Source organism: Streptomyces sp. NPDC059002, assembly GCF_042740435.1.
Taxonomy (GTDB): domain Bacteria; phylum Actinomycetota; class Actinomycetes; order Streptomycetales; family Streptomycetaceae; genus Streptomyces.
The window spans coordinates 22,285-37,412 of the sequence record NZ_JBHYJI010000080.1 but is presented as its reverse complement, the minus strand read 5'-3'; the positions used below and the strand labels follow the sequence as shown (position 1 = coordinate 37,412).

Genomic DNA, 15,128 nt, shown 5'->3' with positions numbered 1-15,128 from the left:
CTACCAACCCCAAACCGCCCCAGCCCCTTGACCGAAGTCATAGGGGCACCCCCCCACATCTCGCAAAGGCACTTCTCATGTCACTCAAGAACGTCCTTCCCGGCCGCCTCGGCTTCGGCACCGCCCCGCTCGGCAACATGTTCCGCGCGATCCCCGACGACGAGGCCCGCGCCACCGTCGAGGCCGCCTGGGACCACGGCATCCGCTTCTACGACACCGCTCCCTTCTACGGAGCCGGTCTTGCAGAGGAGCGGCTCGGCGAGGTCCTGGCGACCAAGCCGCGCGACTCCTACGTCCTGTCGACCAAGGTCGGCCGCGTCATCCTCGACGAGCACGAGACCGCCACCCCCGACTTCGGCGAGAAGGGCGGCCTGTTCGAGCACGGCAACCCCAACAAGATCGTCCACGAGTGGACCGCCGAGGCCACCGAGCGTTCCATAGAGGACAGCCTCAGGCGCCTGGGCACCGATCGGCTCGACATCGTCTGGGTCCACGACATCGCCCAGGACTTCCACGGCGACGCGTGGATCGGCACGTTCGAGGAGGCCCGCACCGGCGCCTTCCGCGTCCTGTCCCGGCTGCGCGACGAGGGCGTGATCAGGGCCTGGGGCCTGGGCGTCAACAAGACCGAGCCCATCGAGTTGACCCTCGCCCTCGACGAGCCGCAGCCCGACGGCTTCCTCCTCGCCGGCCGCTACACCCTCCTCGACCACGAGCACGCCCTCACCCGCCTGCTGCCCATGGCGCAGGAGCAGGGCGTCGACATGGTCGTCGGCGGCCCGTACAGCTCCGGAATCCTCGCCGGCGGCACCCACTTCGAGTACCAGCAGGCCCCCGCCGAGATCATCGAGCGCGTCGGCAAGCTGAAGGCGCTGGCCGCCGAGCACCGCGTCAGCATCAAGGCCGCCGCCCTGCAGTTCTCCCTCGCCCACCCGGCGTCCGCCGCCGTCATCCCCGGCGCCACCCGCCCCAGCCGCATCGCCGAGGACACCTCGGCGCTGAACGAGACGATCCCCGCCGCGTTCTGGACCGACCTGCGCGCCGCCGGCCTTGTCAGCCCGGCCGCCCCGCTCCCGAACAACGCCTGACCCCACACCCCACCACCCTCTTACCCCCCACGCACAGCAAGCAGGAGCACCACCATGGCTTCCACGTCCGTCTCCCGCGTCGTCCCCGCCTCCCCCCAGGAGGTCTGGAACCTCATCGGCGGCTTCGACGCCCTCCCGGACTGGCTCCCGTACATCCCCGAGAGCACCGCGCTCGAAGGCGGCCGCGTCCGCCGCCTGACCAACCCCGACGGAGACGTCATCGTCGAGCGGCTGGTCGGCTTCGACGAGACGGAGCGCCACTACAGCTACGCCATCCTCGAAGCGCCGTTCCCCGTCGACGGCTACGTCTCCACCCTCCGCGTCCACACGGTCCCCGGCCGCGACGACGTCGCCGAGGTGCAGTGGTCCGGACGCTTCAACCCCAAGGGCGCCACCGAGCAGGAAGTCGTCGACCTCTTCACCGGCATCTACGCCGACGGTCTCGACGCCCTCCACCGAACCCTCGCCGCCTGAGAGCAGAATCGAGACGCACATCGAGCGCGCCCTGCAGTCCCGGCACGACCTCAGCGTGCGGGAGTACTCACTGCTCGACGTACTCAGCCGCCAGCACGGCGGCGAAGGCGGTCACCTGCAGAAGAGAAGCAGGTCGCCGATGCGGTCGTACTCAGCCAGAGTGCGACCACCCGCCTGGTCAACCGCCTGGAGGAGCGCGGCCTGAGGCTCTTGGAGGAGGCCCGGCCGACGAACGACGCCGCCCTTCGGGAGGAATCCGAGGCCATGACGGACCCTCAGCAGTCTTCCCCGGCAGACCGGTCGGACGCGGACGAGGTCGAACAGCACGCACCCGGCTGCCCTGAACAGAGAACCGGGCCGTCACGGCACGGCGGGCGCCAGGCGCTTGACCTCGCGCAGGGTCGGGGCGGTCTCGATGCCCTGGATTCCCGGGAGTCGACCGATACGGCGGTCGACGTAGTCGTACAGATCGGCGGGACCGCGGAAGATTCCGCTGGCGACGAGGTTGGAGGCGCCCGTGATCGCCGCGGCGAAGGCGATCTGCGGATGCGTGGCAAGGGCTTCACCGACGGTGCGCAGATGCCGGGGCGTGACGTTCAGCCAGAGCCTGGTGGCCATGTGGAAGCCGAGGAGCTGCGGGTCGAAGTCGACGGCGAGGATGAGGGCGCCTGCGCCGCGCAGCCGGTCGAGGTGGCGCTGCACGCTGGAGGGCGAGCGGTTCGCCGCCGCGGCGAGCTCGGGCAGCGTCGCTCGGCCGTCCTTGGCCAGCTCGGAGAAGAGGACGCGGTCGGTGGCGTCGAGGGCCAGCGGTACGTCGTGGGCCGCGCCGGAATCCACCGCGGGCGCGGCGTCCTCGGGCCGGAAGCGGGTGGCGTGCCAGGTGCTGGTGGCGCCGACGAAGATGCGCATCATGCAGTGCGCGCTGACCGACAGCACGTGCGGGGTGCGGGGGAGGCGTTCCAGGAGCAGCGCGTTGCGCTCGTCGGCGGTCCTGGCGTTGAGCGCGCAGTACAGTTCGGTGCCGCCGGAGGCGAGCGTGACCCAGCTGGTGTCCGGCCTGCGGGCCAGCGCATCGGCGATCGTGCCCGCCGCGTCGGGCGTGCAGTGCAGCCGCAGCAGCCACCGCGTCAGGCCGAGCCGGGCCGGCACGGGCTGCCCGACGATGCGCAGACCGCGCCCCCGCATCCGCTGATGACGCCGCGCGATCGTGCGCTCGGAGACGCCGAGGTCGCGGGCGATACGGCTGAAGGGGGCCCTGCCGTCGAGCTGAAGAGCCCGGAGCAACCGCTGATCCAGCTCGTCCAGCCTGCCGTGATCCACCGTCGAACCCCTCCCTGCCGCCGGATCGTCCCGCTCTCCAGCGTATGACTCGGGCGGGACCGGTCCGGCCGGGCCCGGAAGGTGGCGCGGTCGTCGCCTACCCCGTCGGAAGTGGGAACACATGCGTGACTGGGGGCTGTTGGCCGCCGGGCGGGCGGGCTGCGGCTGTCGCGGAGGGCCGCAGCACGTACGCGCAGGGCTACCCGCCGTTGATCACCGCGTGCTTGACCGCTCCCTGCTCGGCACCCCACTTCGCCAGGATTCTGCCGTACTCGCCGTTCGCGATGATCACGTCGAGCGCCCCGGCGACTGCGTCGCGCAGGCGTGGCTCGTCCTTGTGCACCGCGATGCCCCACGGGTGGGTCTCGGCCTGCTTCCCGATGACCTCGAAGTCCTTTCCGTCGCCGCTGGTTCGGGCCTTGTACCGGGCGGCGGGAAGGTCCGTCAGGTACGCGGCCGCACGGTCCGCATGCACCAGGGCCAGCGCGTAGGGCTCCTTCGTCCGGGGGAGAACCTTGATCGGGCTCTCGCACTTCGCCTTCTGCGTCTTGTCCGCAACGTCATGCGCGTCGGTGCCGGGGAGCAGGGTGATGGTCTTTCCGCACAGATCGTCGAGCGACGTGAGGTGGTGCGGGTTGCCCCGCCGGGTCAGGATCGAGGTGCCGATGGCGAGATAGTCGACGAAGTCGACCTTCTTCTGCCGTTTGCGGGTGTCCGTCATGGAGGACACGGCCAGGTCGATGGCACCGGAATCCACCGCCGGTACAAGCGTTGCGAAGCCGCTGTCCACAAAGTCGACTTCGATGCCGAGCTTTCTGCCCAGGGCCTTGGCGATGTCAATGTCGAGGCCGACGGCCCTGCCGTCCCGGACGAACTCCATGGGGGCATAACTCAGATCCGTGCCCACTCTCAGCACACCGCGTTCCAGGATCCTCTCCGGCAGCTGTGCGTCATCGGTGGGCAACGCGATTTTCCGGGGGATCCCCACGCCCTTGGGATGGGTGTGGGACTCCTCGTTGGCGTCGGCGACGAGCCAAGTGGCAGCCGCCAGAACGGAAAGAGACGCCGACGCGACTAGGATCTTCGCACGCAGAGACGTGGTCATTCCTCTCCACCGCCGCCCTCTCCACCGCCGTCAGCCTCCGGGTCGCGTGCCCCGCCGCGGGTAGGGTCCGCGCCCGAGCCGGTGTCCCGCCCCCGTGTGCCGTCGGTCGCCCGACCGGCGGCGGTGCGCCTTCGCGCCCTGCCCTGCCACAGTTCACGCAACTGCACCGCGCCGGGCACACCGCCGACCGCGGCGAGCACCACGAGCCCCGAGGTGCCGATCATGGTCGCGTATTTCTTCACCGTGGCGGCAGCGTGGGATGTCGGTGGTGACACCTCGACGGCCATGCTGGGTGGTGCCTTCTCGGCCAGAACCATCTCGGTGTCGTGGAAGTAGGCCGTGGCGGTGAGGTCCAGGTGGGCGGTTCCGGCACTGGCGGGTGTGAGCCGCCAGCGCCACTCCGTCACGTCGGACGGCGTGGTCATGCTCTGCCGTTCGCTGGACAGCGGAGTGCATCGGATACCGGCCCCCGAGCAGTGCAGCTTCACGCCCATCTGTGCGCCGACGGAAACCGGGACGTCAGCACCCCTGGCATTCTTGCGACGGGTACCCGAGATCGTTGTGCGGAATACGGTGGACTCGTCGACGCGGAGCTTCAGCTGCTCCGCGGTGTTGTAGGTCAGGGTTCCCCGGAACAAGCCGTCTTTGGCGCGGGCGATGGCTTGGTTGAAGTCGTCTCGGGACGGAGGAGGCGAGTCGGTCTCGTCCCGGCTCCCGCACGAGGCCAAAAGGAAGGCTGCGATGAGGATGGCGGCACTGCGCCTGGCCCAATGCACGTGGTGCCCCCCATTGCGTGCCGGTGCGGGTGCCGAGATCGGGATCCCTGTACTGCCTGGATTTCTGGGATCGTCCCCTTGACTCGCCCGGTGCTTCCCGCCGTTGAGGGGACGCAAACCTCATTGCCTGTCCGCCCGAAGCCGAGCCGCGAAGAATGGCCACGGCCCGCGCCACCGGCCCGAAGGGCACCCGTACAGCCGGGTGCCCTTCGAGCGTACGTCCTGGTGCGGGACGTCACGCGTGACGGGCCCCTGCCCACAACAGGCCGGGGCCCCGCCTCACTTGCGCCAGAACAGGTGGTGCGTCACCCCGCTCGAGCTGGGGACGACGTCGAGGTGGTAGCGGTCGCGGAGTTCGTCGGGGGACTCCCAGAGCCGTGCGCCGGCTCCGATCTTCACCGGGGAGACCGCCACGTGGAGGGTGTCGACGAGGCCGGCGTCGAGGAACTGCCGGATGGTGGTGGCGCCGCCGCCGAGCCGGACGTCCTTGCCCTGCGCGGCCTCCCGGGCCTGCTCGAGCACCGTGGCCGGGTCGGCGTCGACGAAGTGGAAGGTGGTGTCGGAGAGGGTGAAGGAAGGGCGGGGGTGGTGGGTCATGACGAACACCGGGGTGTGGAACGGGGGCTCGTCGTCCCACCAGCCGCGCCACTCGTAGTCCTGCCAAGGGCCCCGCTGCGGACCGAACTTGTTGCGGCCCATGATCTCGGCGCCGATGTTGTGGTGGAAGTCGCGCGTGAGGTAGTCGTCGAGTCCGCGGCTGCCGCCGGGCTCGGTGCGGCGCGGCCAGCTGGCGGTGGCCCCGGCCCAGGTGAACATCTCACTGGGGTCGGCGTCGCCGAAGGGTCTCTCGAGGGTCTGGTGCTCGCCGGCCCCGAATCCGTCCCGCGACACGGTGAAGTTCTGCACCTTCAGCAGTTGAGTCATGTGATGCCTCCTGTGGTGGCAGTTGATCAGTGGTGACAGTAGGACCGCCCAGGTCGGGAAAACTCATCGGCGCGCTGCAAAAAGATTTTTGAGCGCTGTCGCCGCGTGACGATGGGCCGCGGTCCCCGGCGCGTGACCGGGGGTTTCGAGCCGTGCGGCGGCCACGGGGATTGACATTCGTTCCACACGTCCTGTGTGATCGCGCCCGCCCCGGCCGCGGCGACCGCCGCACGGAGCGCGGGAGCATCGCCGAGGTCGCGTCCCCGCCGTGTCAACTGCCCCGTACAGCCGACCAGGAGGTCACGTTGAGCGAGCAATCCCCCACCCGCAGAGGCATCTTGCGAGCGGCCGGCGGACTCTCCGCCGCCCTGGCCCTCGGCGGCGCGGGCGTCGTCGCGACGGCGTCGTCGGCGAGCGCGGCCGACGACGGCTTCGGCCTGCGCATCGTGGACCGCAACGAGAGCGATCCCCGCATGTGGTACTACCGGTTCCAGACCGCCGCGGTCGGCTGGAACCCGGGTGTCAACGTCCTGCTCCCCGACGACTACCACACCAGCGGCCGCACCTACCCGGTCCTCTACCTCTTCCACGGCGGCGGCACCGACCAGGACTTCATCACCTTCGACCGGCTCGGCATCCGCGCCTGGACCGAGGGCAAGCCGATCATCGTCGTGATGCCCGACGGCGGCCACGCGGGCTGGTACTCGAATCCGGTCAGCTCCCATACAGGACCGCGCAATTGGGAGACCTTCCACATCGACCAGCTGCTCCGCTGGATCGAGGCGAACTTCCGGACGTACGCCGAGTACGACGGCCGCGCCGTCTCCGGTTTCTCGATGGGCGGCTTCGGCGCGCTGAAGTACGCGGCCAAGTACTACGGCCACTTCGCCTCCGTGAGCGCCCACTCCGGCCCCGCGAGCCTGCGCCGCGACGGCGGGCTCGTCACCCACTGGGCCAACCTCTCCTCCGGCGCCCTGGATCTGGGCGGCGGCACGGTGTACGGCGTGCCGTGGGACGAGGCCCGGGTCAGCGCCGACAACCCGGTCCAGCGCATCGAGAGCTACCGCAACAAACGCGTCTTCCTCGTCGCGGGGACCAGTCCCGATCCGGTCAACTGGTTCGACACCGTCAACGAGACCCAAGTCCTCGCAGGCCAGCGGGAGTTCCGCGGCCTCCTCGGCAACGCGGGCATCCCGCACGAGTGGTACGAGGAACCGGGCGGCCACTTCGTCCGTGAGCACCTCTTCCGGCGCGATCTGGACGGCATCATCGGCCGGCTGCGCCCCGCGTGACCGGGCCCCCGGGGACGGCGTGAAACTAGCGGTGTAGTGCAACCAACGGGGCATGTGGTGCGTCAGTGCGGGCAGTCGGAGTGAATCGGCGGTGAACTCCGCCGGGCGTCCGGGGGACCGGAACCGCCGTCGCGCGGAGGTCTTCCCAGGAGAGCCGACCGACAGACGCCACAAGAACCGACAGACGCCACAAGAACCAAAGGAATCAAGGGAAGTCACATGTCGCGAGCACGCCGCAGCGCCCGTCTCACCACGCCCCTGATCGCCGCCTCCCTGCTGGCGGGCGGTCTCACGATCTGGTCGCTCGGGCTCGACCAGGCCCGGGCCGCCACGCCCGCGGCGGACACCGGCCGTGCGGCGGCCGCCGCCGAGGCGTCCGACGACTTCAACGGCGACGGCTACGCCGATCTCGTCGTCGGCGCCCCCGGCGGCACGATTTCCGGCCAGAAGAAGGCCGGGTACGTCGCGGTGACCTACGGCTCCAAGGAGGGCCTGAACCCGGCGAGCAAGCAGCTCATCAGCCGGTCGACCGCGGGCGTGCCCGGCGCGGCCGCCGCCAAGCAGGAGTTCGGCAAGAACGTCACCAAGGGCGACCTGGACGGCGACGGCTTCACCGATCTCGTCATCGGCGCCGACGGCGACGGATACGACGGCAACGGCGCCGACGCGGGCGCCGTGATCCTGTGGGGCTCCGCGTCCGGCCTCACCGGCGGCACGAAGATAGCCACCTTCGGATACGCCCCGCAGGCGGGCGACTTCGACGGCGACGGCAAGACCGACCTGGCGCTCTTCGCCAAGCAGGGCTCCCACGGCGACGACCCGGTCGGCCAGAACGCCCGCCTCTGGAAGGGCCCCGTCGCCCGCACCGGCACCCCCGCGGGCACGCTCGACTTCATGGACAAGTCGCAGTGGTGGAGCTACGAGACCGACGAGCGCCCCGACCTCGGCTGCGCGGACCGGCCCCAGACCTGTGTCGACGGACCGCAGTCGGTGATGGGCCCCGTCGTGCCGCAGGCCGTCGGCGACCTCAACGGCGACGGCCGCTCCGACATCGCCGTCAACCAGTACAACGGCGACGGCCAGTGGGAGAACAGCGTCCTGTACGGCAGCCCCACCGGCTTCAAGCGGGACTGGGCGCCGGGCTACCGCGGCGCGCTCGCCGTCGGCGACATCAACGGCGACCACTACGACGACCTGGTGGCGGGCACCGGTACCGACGACGCCAAGGTCCAGGTCGCGTACGGCTCGAAGAACGGCCTCAAGACGGACGTCGACTCCTTCGACCAGGACCTGCCCGGGATCCCCGGCGCCGAGGAGGAGGGCGACGAGTTCGGTGCGTCCGTGGCCGTGGGCGACGTGGACGGCGACGGCTACGCCGACATCGCGCTCGGCACCCCCGGCGAGGACGTCCGTGACCTCGCCGACGCGGGCTCCGTCGTCCTCGTCAGGGGCAGCGACGTCGGGGTGACGGGCACCGGCGCGCAGGCCTTCCACCAGGACACCGCTGACGTTCCCGGAGTCGCCGAGAAGGACGACCGGTTCGGTGAGGCCACGGCGCTCCTCGACGTCGACGGCGACGGTCACCGCGACCTCGCCGCGTCCGCCGTCCAGGAGAACGCCGACGCGGGTGCGGTGTGGTCCCTGCCCGGCACGTCCACCGGCCTGACCGCCACGAAGTCCGTGGCCTTCGGCCCCAAGGACCTCGGGGCCCCGGACGTCGCCGCGCTCTTCGGCGGCACACTGCGCTGACCAGGACCGACCGGGCCTGTCCCGAGGGGCGGGGGCGCTTTCGGGTGCCCTCGCCCTCCCGGAAGCCGAAGAAGGCACCCACTTCGGCATGGTCTCCTTCGCCGTACGGGGCAAGGGCTTCGCGTCCCTGACGAAGAACGGCTTCGTACAGCTCAGGCTGGCGCAGGACGAGATCGACGGCAAGAATCTCAACGTGCTGGTCAGGGCGGCCTGGGCCGATCGCGCGCCCCGGCGGCCCGTGGCGGCCCAAGACGCCGCGGACGCGGGAGCCGGTGCCCCCGACGGCGATCTGCCCCCGGTCATCGGAAACCGGCGACCCGGGCCCTGCGCGCCTGAGCCCGCACCGCCACACCTCTGGTCAACTCGCCCTTCCGGCCCCAGAATCCTCCCGTACTCGTGCGTAGCCATGAATCTCGCACCGTGGGAGGCGCCGTGCCGAAGCCCCAACGAGCCTGCGGGCCCGTCCTGTTGCTCGTCGCACTCCTCATGGCCTTCGTGGCGGCGGCAGCGTCCCCGTCCTCCGCGTCGACGGCTGCGGGCCCGCGCGCGGGGCACACGCCCGTCGTCTTCGTCCACGGGTACAACGCGGACCCGGGCGTCTGGGGCTCCCTGCGCGCTGACCTGAAGGCGTCCGGATACACCGACGACGAGCTGTACTCCTGGGGCTACGACACCAGCCGGTCAGTGAACGAGACGCTCTCGGGCGAACTGGCCGCCTACGTCCAGGACGTGCGCGCCCGCACGGGCGCCGCACGGGTCGACCTGGTGGCGCACTCCTTCGGCAGCCTCGTCACCCGCTGGTACGTGAAGTTCGGCGGCGGCCTCTCCACCGTCTCCCACTGGGTCTCCCTCGCCGGACCCAACCACGGCACGAGCACCGCGTGGGCCTGCGCGCTGTGGTCGCAGGCCTGCCGCGACATGACACCCGGTTCGTACGTCGTGGACCGGCTCGCCGAGGGGGACGAGACACCGGGCGGCGTGGCGTACGCGACCTGGTGGTCGAGGTGCGACGAGGTGATCAACCCGGACGACAGCGTGCTCCTGGACGGCGCGGACAACCACGCGGCGGGCTGTCTGGCCCACAACGACCTGCTCGGCGACGACGCGGTGTCCCAGGGAGTGCGCGGCTTCCTCGCCGGGTGAGGCGCGCCTACAGATCGGTGGCGATGATCTTCTCGATGTTCCGCTCCGCGAGCGCGGTGATGGTGACGAACGGATTGACGCTGGTGTTGCCCGGGATCAGCGCCCCGTCGATGACGTAGAGGCCCGCATGGCCGTGCAGGCGGCCGTAGTTGTCGGTCGCCCTGTCCAGGACGGCGCCGCCGAGCGGGTGGTACGTCAGGTGGTCGCCCCAGATCTTGTAGGTGCCGAAGAGGTCGGTCCGGTAGATCGTCCCCTCCTTGGCGTTGATCTTGTCGAAGATCGTCTTGGCGGCGTCGATGGACGGCTGCTTCCAGGCGGTCTGCCAGTTCAGGTCGACCCGGCCCGCCCCGGCGTTCCAGGTGAACTCGGCGCGGTGCGGGTTCCTGGTGATCGACAGATAGAACGAGGCGTACGTCTCGATCCCGGTCGGCAGCGGAGCCACCTCCGCGAACGCGCCTCCGGCCGTCCAGTTGTCGATGCCGCCGCACGGGATGGACGCCTGCACCTTGCCGGTCGGGTCCCACAGGTGGTTGGCGCGGCCGCACATGACGTTGCCGTTGTCGCCCCAGCCCTTGCCGATCTCGCCGTTGAGCCCGGGCAGCGCGCCGGTGGCCTTCAGCCTGGTGAGGAGCTTGCTGGTGCCGACGCTGCCCGCCGCGAAGAACACCCGGTCCGCGGTGACGCTCTTGGTGGCCGTCGTGTCGCCGCCGGTGCCGAGCTGGTCGATGACGACGGTGTAGCCGCCGCCGGATGCCGAGGTGACCGACGTGACCTTGTGCAGCGGTGAGACGGTCACCCGCCCCGTCGCCCTGGCCTCGGCGATATAGGTCTTCTGCAGCGACTTCTTGCCGTAGTTGTTCCCGTACAGGATCTCGCCGTCCAGCGCCGACTTCGGTACGGTCCCTGCCGCTTCCTGCTTCATGTAGTCCCAGTCGTACACATCGGGCACGAACACGAAGGGGAAGCCGGACCGCTGGGCGTGCTGACGGCCGACGCGGGCGTACTGATAGCAGTCGACGGAGTCGAACCAGGCGGGGTCGACGGTGGCGACGCCGAGTCCGGCGTTGGCGCGCGGGTAGTACACGCCGTACATCTCGTCGGCGTTCACGGTCGGCAGGACGGCGCCGAAGTTCTCCCGTTTGGGCGTGACGGCCATGCCGCCGTTGACCAGTGAGCCGCCGCCGACGCCCCGGCCCTGGTAGACGATGATGCCGCCCATCTCCTCGGCGTCCAGGATCCCGGTGTAGCGGGGGATGTCCTTGTCGATGGGGAAGCCGAGGAAGTTGCTGAGCGGCTGCTTCGTGCGGGTGCGCAGCCAGTACGAGCGCTGATCCGGCTTGGTGGTGTTCGCGAAGATCTTGCCGTCGGATCCGGGGGTGTCCCAGGCCATGCCCATCTCGATCATGTGGACGTCGACGCCCGCCTGCGCGAGGCGCAGCGCGGCGACCGAGCCGCCGTATCCGGAGCCGATCACCAGGGCGGGGACGTGCGCGGCGTCGGCGATCGGTCCGGCGGGGCCCGTGGCGGCCCGCACCGCGGAGGCGCGACCCGCGAGGATCGCGCTGCCCACAATAGAACTTGTTCCTGCGATGAATCTTCGACGTGACACACCCTCAGAACCCGGCGTGTGCATGGCGTTGCCACTCATGTGACGTTCCTCACTCTCGATCGAATGGGAACGAGTTCTACTGCCGGGCGTATGGGAAGTCACGGCATACCAAAAGGTAACTTCTACCCGATCTTTACCATCTGTCCCTTTTTGTCGACCCGGGGGATTGGCATAGACCACTGAAGGATTTTCGCCGCCCGGCACCATCCGGTGGCACGCCCCGGGATCCGCCCCCACCTGCGGCGATGCAACTCACCGGCCACGCCTGGTGACCGGCCGCCTACATGCGGGCCCTTCGCGGCGCGGAACCGGACATGGTATAGACATGTGGAGGAAGTTCCTCCCGGCCCGGATTCCCGGACCTTGCCGACAGGCGGCCCCGCCGCCGGAAGGTCTGCTCCCGTGCACGTCTCCGCTCACATTCCCCCTGCCGCGACCGTGCGGCGCGCCCGCAGGGCGTCCCGGCTGCCCGGCGGCGGCATCGGCACCGGCGGCGCGCGACACCTGCGGCGCGCGGGCATCGCGCGGGTCCTCGTCGCCGGATGCCTGGTCCGCGTGACCCTGCGGGGCGAGATCACCGCACGCGAGGCCGACTCGCTCGCGGCGCAGCTGCGCCGTCTGGTCCAGGACGGCTGCCGCCATCTGATCGTGGACCTGTCCGAGGTCACCTATCTCGCACGGGACGGCGCGGGCGTCTTCTTCGGCACGCTGAGGGCGCTCAAGGACGTCGGGGGATCCCTGGTCGTACGAGGAGCCTGCCCCCGGTCCGCCGCGACGCTGCACTGCCTCGGCATGGGCCGGCTCATCACGGGTCAGGACACGCCGGTCACCTGAGGCAGCGGGCGGACCTCGGCCGCCGCGACGCGCCCGCCGACCTCCGTCCACCCCTCGCCGGAGACACGCGCCACGATCTCGGACGCGACACCCTGCCGGATGCGCAGATCGCGGCCCAGCTCGTCCGCCAGGAGCATCGCGGCGGCGCCGGTCGCCTCGTCCTCGGTGATGGCGTCGCCGCGCCGGGGGAATCCGCGCGCGCGAACCGTGCCCGCGGCCTCGTCCTGCCACGCCCACGCGTACAGCCAGCCCTCACCCGGGGGCGGCGCGGGCAGGGCGTCCACCTCCGCGGCGGAGGCGAACTGCTGGGTGCGCTTGCCCGACACCCACTCCGCGCGCCCGCGGATCCAGGTGAACCCGCCCTCGACCCACGTCGCCGCGTCACCGGCCGGGGGCCGCAGGACGTCGACGGGCACGCCGCGCTCCCGCAGCACCCACGCGGCACCGATCAACGGATAGCCGGCGAACGGCAGTCGGGCGCTCGGCGTGTAGATGTCCACCGTTCCGCGCGCGGTGTCGTCCACGAACACGGTCTCGCTGAAGCCCAGTTGGCGTGCGATCTCCTGACGCACCGGGACGCCGGGTGCGGCGGCGCCGTCGACCACCACGCCCAGCGGGCTGCCGCCGGACCCGTCGGCCCCCACGAACACGCGAACAATCTCGACATTGGTATCGGTCATGTCAAGATCCAACCATGGACAACCACCTGCCGGTCGACCGCGATCCGTCCTCGCGCACCCGGAGCTGGAGACGCACCGGGTGTCGCCCGGCGACGCGGTGGGCTGAGCCGCGAGTCTCGGCCGACTACGGCTCCCCGCTTTCTCCGGCCCCCGCGGCGGGGAAGTGTGACAGGTGGGGGAGAGCAGTCCAGAGGAGGGTGGGTGCGGATGCGCGGTACGACGGTCTTGCCCGGCCACGGGCGCAATGGAGGGCCGGACGGCAAGGGCATGCCGATGCACCGTCTCGAGGTGCCGATGCCGAATGCGCTGCCGTTCGCCATCGGCACGTTCGACACCATCGGCGCGATGTCCCGTGCGACGTTCCCGCACCGGCACACCTTCCACGAGATCGTGCACGTGACCGGCGGCAGCGGCCATCACGTGGTCGACCTGTCCCGGTTCGCGCTGCGGCCGCCGAACCTCTGCGTCCTGGCACCCGGGCAGGTCCACCACTGGGACGCGGTCACCGGCCTGGAGGGCCGGGTGGTCCTGTTCACGGATGAGTTCCTGCTCGACCACCCCGGCGACCAGTCCGTCCTGCGGGCGCTCGGCCGCCGTCCCTGGCTCGAACTGCCCCCGCAGGCCGCGGACCCGATCGCGCACCTCATCGACGAGCTGGACGCCGAATACCGGGCGGGGGCCGAGGGGTTCGCGAGCGTGCTGCGCTCCCTGCTGCACATCCTCGTGGTGCGTGCGGTCCGCCTCGCCGCGGCACCGGCCGCGCGGCCCCGGCCGGAACCCGCCGGGATCGAGCGGATGTACGGCGCGGGTTCCTCCCGCTCCGGACTGGTGGCCACGGACTTCATGACGCTGCTCGGCGCCCCCGACACCTGCCCGCACTCGGTGCGGGAGGGCGCGCGGCGCCTTGGGGTGTCGGTCAGCTATCTCAGCGAGGCGGTCAAGGAGTTCACCGGCCGTACGCCCGGTGAGCTGATCCGGCAGGCGCGGGTCCGTGAGGCCCAGCGGCTGCTGCTGCGCACGGAGTTGTCGGTGCGCCAGATCGCGGAACGGGTCGGGGTCGGCGACCCGGCGTACTTCTGCCGGTTCTTCCGGCGCGAGACCGGCACGAGTCCGGGCGACTTCCGGCGCGGCGGCGGCGATATTCACCACGACCACCGTCTTGAGTCCATCGCCCGCCCGCAGTCCTCCGCCTAGCTTCATAGCCGATCCGGTCCCCACCCGCCCCAACAGGCCCGGGTGGGGCCCCTTGCGCGAAGGAGGAGCGATGGACAGCGAGCCCGACCCTCGTACGCCCGACGGCCCCCGCACGCCCGACGGCACCGATACGCCCGGCGGCCCCAGCCGCAAGACGGTCCTGAGAGCCGCGGCCGCCGTGGGCATGGCCGTGCCGGTGGCCCTCATGGGCATCCCGGCCCTGGCCCGCACCGCGGACGGCCAGGGCAAGGTGCTGGACGCGACCCCGTCCTGCGACGACGGCGACGACCCGACACCCCCGCAGATGGAGGGTCCGTACTTCAAGCCCAACTCCCCGGAGCGCGCCTCGCTCCTGGAGCCCGGCACCACCGGAATCCGCCTCACCCTGACCGGCTATGTCTTCACCCGCACCTGCCAGCCGGTCTCGCGCGTGCTGCTCGACTTCTGGCAGGCCGACACCAACGGCGCCTACGACAACACCGGGTTCCGGCTGCGCGGACACCAATTCACCACTGCGGGCGGCGCGTTCACCCTCACGACGATCTTCCCCGGCCTCTACCCGGGCCGCACCCGCCACCTGCACGTCAAGGTCCAGGCGCCCGGCCATCCCATTCTGACGACCCAGCTGTACTTCCCCGGCGAACCCCGCAACAACACCGACCCGATCTTCGACCCCCGTCTGCTCATGAACGTACGGGACGTGGGGAACGCGAAGCAGGCCGACTTCGACTTCGTCCTGAACATCGAGGGCCAGTCGCCGTCGCCGACCCCGTCGCCCACCGGCGGAACGTGGTCCGTCGGCACCGCCTACCGCAGCGGCGACCGCGTCACCCACGGCGACCGCACGTACGAGTGCCTCCAGGCGCACACAGCCCAGCGCGGCTGGGAACCGCCCTCCGCGCCCGCCCTGTGGCGCGCCCTGTGACGGACGCCGTCGTCG

At 70.8% G+C, this 15,128-nt stretch carries 14 protein-coding genes and 1 pseudogene; 9 read left to right on the top strand and 6 right to left on the bottom strand.

The window, feature by feature from the left end:
• Positions 1–77 precede the first annotated feature (77 nt).
• The 3 genes and pseudogenes from ACFWZ2_RS39725 to ACFWZ2_RS39715 all read left to right on the top strand — a co-directional run.
• Positions 78–1,088, top strand: coding sequence for an aldo/keto reductase (locus ACFWZ2_RS39725; RefSeq protein ID WP_384554376.1), 1,011 nt, complete (start codon positions 78–80; stop codon positions 1,086–1,088).
• 54 nt (positions 1,089–1,142) lie between these two features.
• Positions 1,143–1,562, top strand: coding sequence for an SRPBCC family protein (locus ACFWZ2_RS39720; protein ID WP_384554374.1), 420 nt, complete (start codon positions 1,143–1,145; stop codon positions 1,560–1,562).
• Positions 1,563–1,566: 4 nt separating this feature from the next.
• A pseudogene (locus ACFWZ2_RS39715) lies at positions 1,567–1,841 on the top strand (MarR family transcriptional regulator); the annotation flags it as partial.
• Between the two features lie 81 nt (positions 1,842–1,922).
• On the opposite strand, the gene ACFWZ2_RS39710 reads toward ACFWZ2_RS39715, so the two are convergent.
• The 4 genes from ACFWZ2_RS39710 to ACFWZ2_RS39695 form a co-directional block, all read right to left on the bottom strand.
• Positions 1,923–2,882 (bottom strand): Lrp/AsnC family transcriptional regulator, encoded by a 960-nt coding sequence (locus ACFWZ2_RS39710; RefSeq protein ID WP_384554373.1) that lies wholly within the window; start codon positions 2,880–2,882, stop codon positions 1,923–1,925.
• Positions 2,883–3,081: 199 nt separating this feature from the next.
• Positions 3,082–3,987 carry an ABC transporter substrate-binding protein gene (locus ACFWZ2_RS39705; RefSeq protein ID WP_384554371.1) on the bottom strand — a complete coding sequence of 302 codons (906 nt, stop codon included), beginning with the start codon at positions 3,985–3,987 and terminating at the stop codon, positions 3,082–3,084.
• Positions 3,984–4,763 carry a hypothetical protein gene (locus ACFWZ2_RS39700; protein ID WP_384554369.1) on the bottom strand — a complete coding sequence of 260 codons (780 nt, stop codon included), beginning with the start codon at positions 4,761–4,763 and terminating at the stop codon, positions 3,984–3,986. Before ACFWZ2_RS39700 ends, ACFWZ2_RS39705 begins: the two co-directional genes overlap by 4 nt.
• Before the next feature lie 279 nt (positions 4,764–5,042).
• Positions 5,043–5,687 (bottom strand): dihydrofolate reductase family protein, encoded by a 645-nt coding sequence (locus ACFWZ2_RS39695; RefSeq protein WP_384554367.1) that lies wholly within the window; start codon positions 5,685–5,687, stop codon positions 5,043–5,045.
• Between the two features lie 305 nt (positions 5,688–5,992).
• Here ACFWZ2_RS39695 and ACFWZ2_RS39690 point away from each other — a divergent pair, with 305 nt between their 5' ends.
• The 3 genes from ACFWZ2_RS39690 (at position 5,993) to ACFWZ2_RS39680 (ending at position 9,871) form a co-directional block, all read left to right on the top strand.
• Entirely contained in the window at positions 5,993–6,979 is a 987-nt protein-coding gene (locus tag ACFWZ2_RS39690) for an alpha/beta hydrolase (protein ID WP_384554366.1), read from the top strand.
• A gap of 219 nt (positions 6,980–7,198) precedes the next feature.
• On the top strand, positions 7,199–8,728 hold the full coding sequence (locus ACFWZ2_RS39685) for an FG-GAP-like repeat-containing protein (protein ID WP_384554364.1): 1,530 nt from the start codon (positions 7,199–7,201) through the stop codon (positions 8,726–8,728).
• 432 nt (positions 8,729–9,160) lie between these two features.
• Positions 9,161–9,871 (top strand): esterase/lipase family protein, encoded by a 711-nt coding sequence (locus ACFWZ2_RS39680; protein ID WP_384554363.1) that lies wholly within the window; start codon positions 9,161–9,163, stop codon positions 9,869–9,871.
• A 7-nt stretch (positions 9,872–9,878) separates the two neighbouring features.
• Here ACFWZ2_RS39680 and ACFWZ2_RS39675 read toward each other — a convergent pair whose 3' ends face one another.
• Positions 9,879–11,504 carry a GMC oxidoreductase gene (locus ACFWZ2_RS39675; RefSeq protein WP_384554378.1) on the bottom strand — a complete coding sequence of 542 codons (1,626 nt, stop codon included), beginning with the start codon at positions 11,502–11,504 and terminating at the stop codon, positions 9,879–9,881.
• Between the two features lie 378 nt (positions 11,505–11,882).
• On the opposite strand from ACFWZ2_RS39675, the gene ACFWZ2_RS39670 reads away from it, so the two are divergent.
• Complete coding sequence (locus tag ACFWZ2_RS39670; protein ID WP_384554361.1) at positions 11,883–12,314, top strand: STAS domain-containing protein; 432 nt, start codon at positions 11,883–11,885, stop codon at positions 12,312–12,314.
• Here the strand turns inward: ACFWZ2_RS39670 and ACFWZ2_RS39665 are convergent.
• The gene (locus ACFWZ2_RS39665) at positions 12,293–12,994 is read right to left on the bottom strand and encodes a PhzF family phenazine biosynthesis protein (protein WP_384554359.1); all 702 of its coding nucleotides are present in this window, start codon (positions 12,992–12,994) and stop codon (positions 12,293–12,295) included. The two genes, ACFWZ2_RS39670 and ACFWZ2_RS39665, sit on opposite strands and share 22 nt — an antisense overlap.
• A gap of 207 nt (positions 12,995–13,201) precedes the next feature.
• Between ACFWZ2_RS39665 and ACFWZ2_RS39660 the strand changes: the two genes are divergently transcribed.
• Positions 13,202–14,188, top strand: coding sequence for an AraC family transcriptional regulator (locus tag ACFWZ2_RS39660; RefSeq protein WP_384554358.1), 987 nt, complete (start codon positions 13,202–13,204; stop codon positions 14,186–14,188).
• A 70-nt stretch (positions 14,189–14,258) separates the two neighbouring features.
• Positions 14,259–15,113 carry a carbohydrate-binding protein gene (locus ACFWZ2_RS39655; protein ID WP_384554356.1) on the top strand — a complete coding sequence of 285 codons (855 nt, stop codon included), beginning with the start codon at positions 14,259–14,261 and terminating at the stop codon, positions 15,111–15,113.
• Positions 15,114–15,128 lie beyond the last annotated feature (15 nt).

Coding starts and splice junctions, on each gene's coding strand:
- ACFWZ2_RS39725 (WP_384554376.1), top strand. CDS start 78: ATGTCACTCAAGAACGTCCTTCCCGGCCGCCTCGGCTTCGGCACCGCC.
- ACFWZ2_RS39720 (WP_384554374.1), top strand. CDS start 1,143: ATGGCTTCCACGTCCGTCTCCCGCGTCGTCCCCGCCTCCCCCCAGGAG.
- ACFWZ2_RS39705 (WP_384554371.1), bottom strand. CDS start 3,987: ATGACCACGTCTCTGCGTGCGAAGATCCTAGTCGCGTCGGCGTCTCTT.
- ACFWZ2_RS39695 (WP_384554367.1), bottom strand. CDS start 5,687: ATGACTCAACTGCTGAAGGTGCAGAACTTCACCGTGTCGCGGGACGGA.
- ACFWZ2_RS39685 (WP_384554364.1), top strand. CDS start 7,199: ATGTCGCGAGCACGCCGCAGCGCCCGTCTCACCACGCCCCTGATCGCC.
- ACFWZ2_RS39675 (WP_384554378.1), bottom strand. CDS start 11,504: ATGCACACGCCGGGTTCTGAGGGTGTGTCACGTCGAAGATTCATCGCA.
- ACFWZ2_RS39665 (WP_384554359.1), bottom strand. CDS start 12,994: ATGACCGATACCAATGTCGAGATTGTTCGCGTGTTCGTGGGGGCCGAC.
- ACFWZ2_RS39660 (WP_384554358.1), top strand. CDS start 13,202: ATGCGCGGTACGACGGTCTTGCCCGGCCACGGGCGCAATGGAGGGCCG.
- ACFWZ2_RS39655 (WP_384554356.1), top strand. CDS start 14,259: ATGGACAGCGAGCCCGACCCTCGTACGCCCGACGGCCCCCGCACGCCC.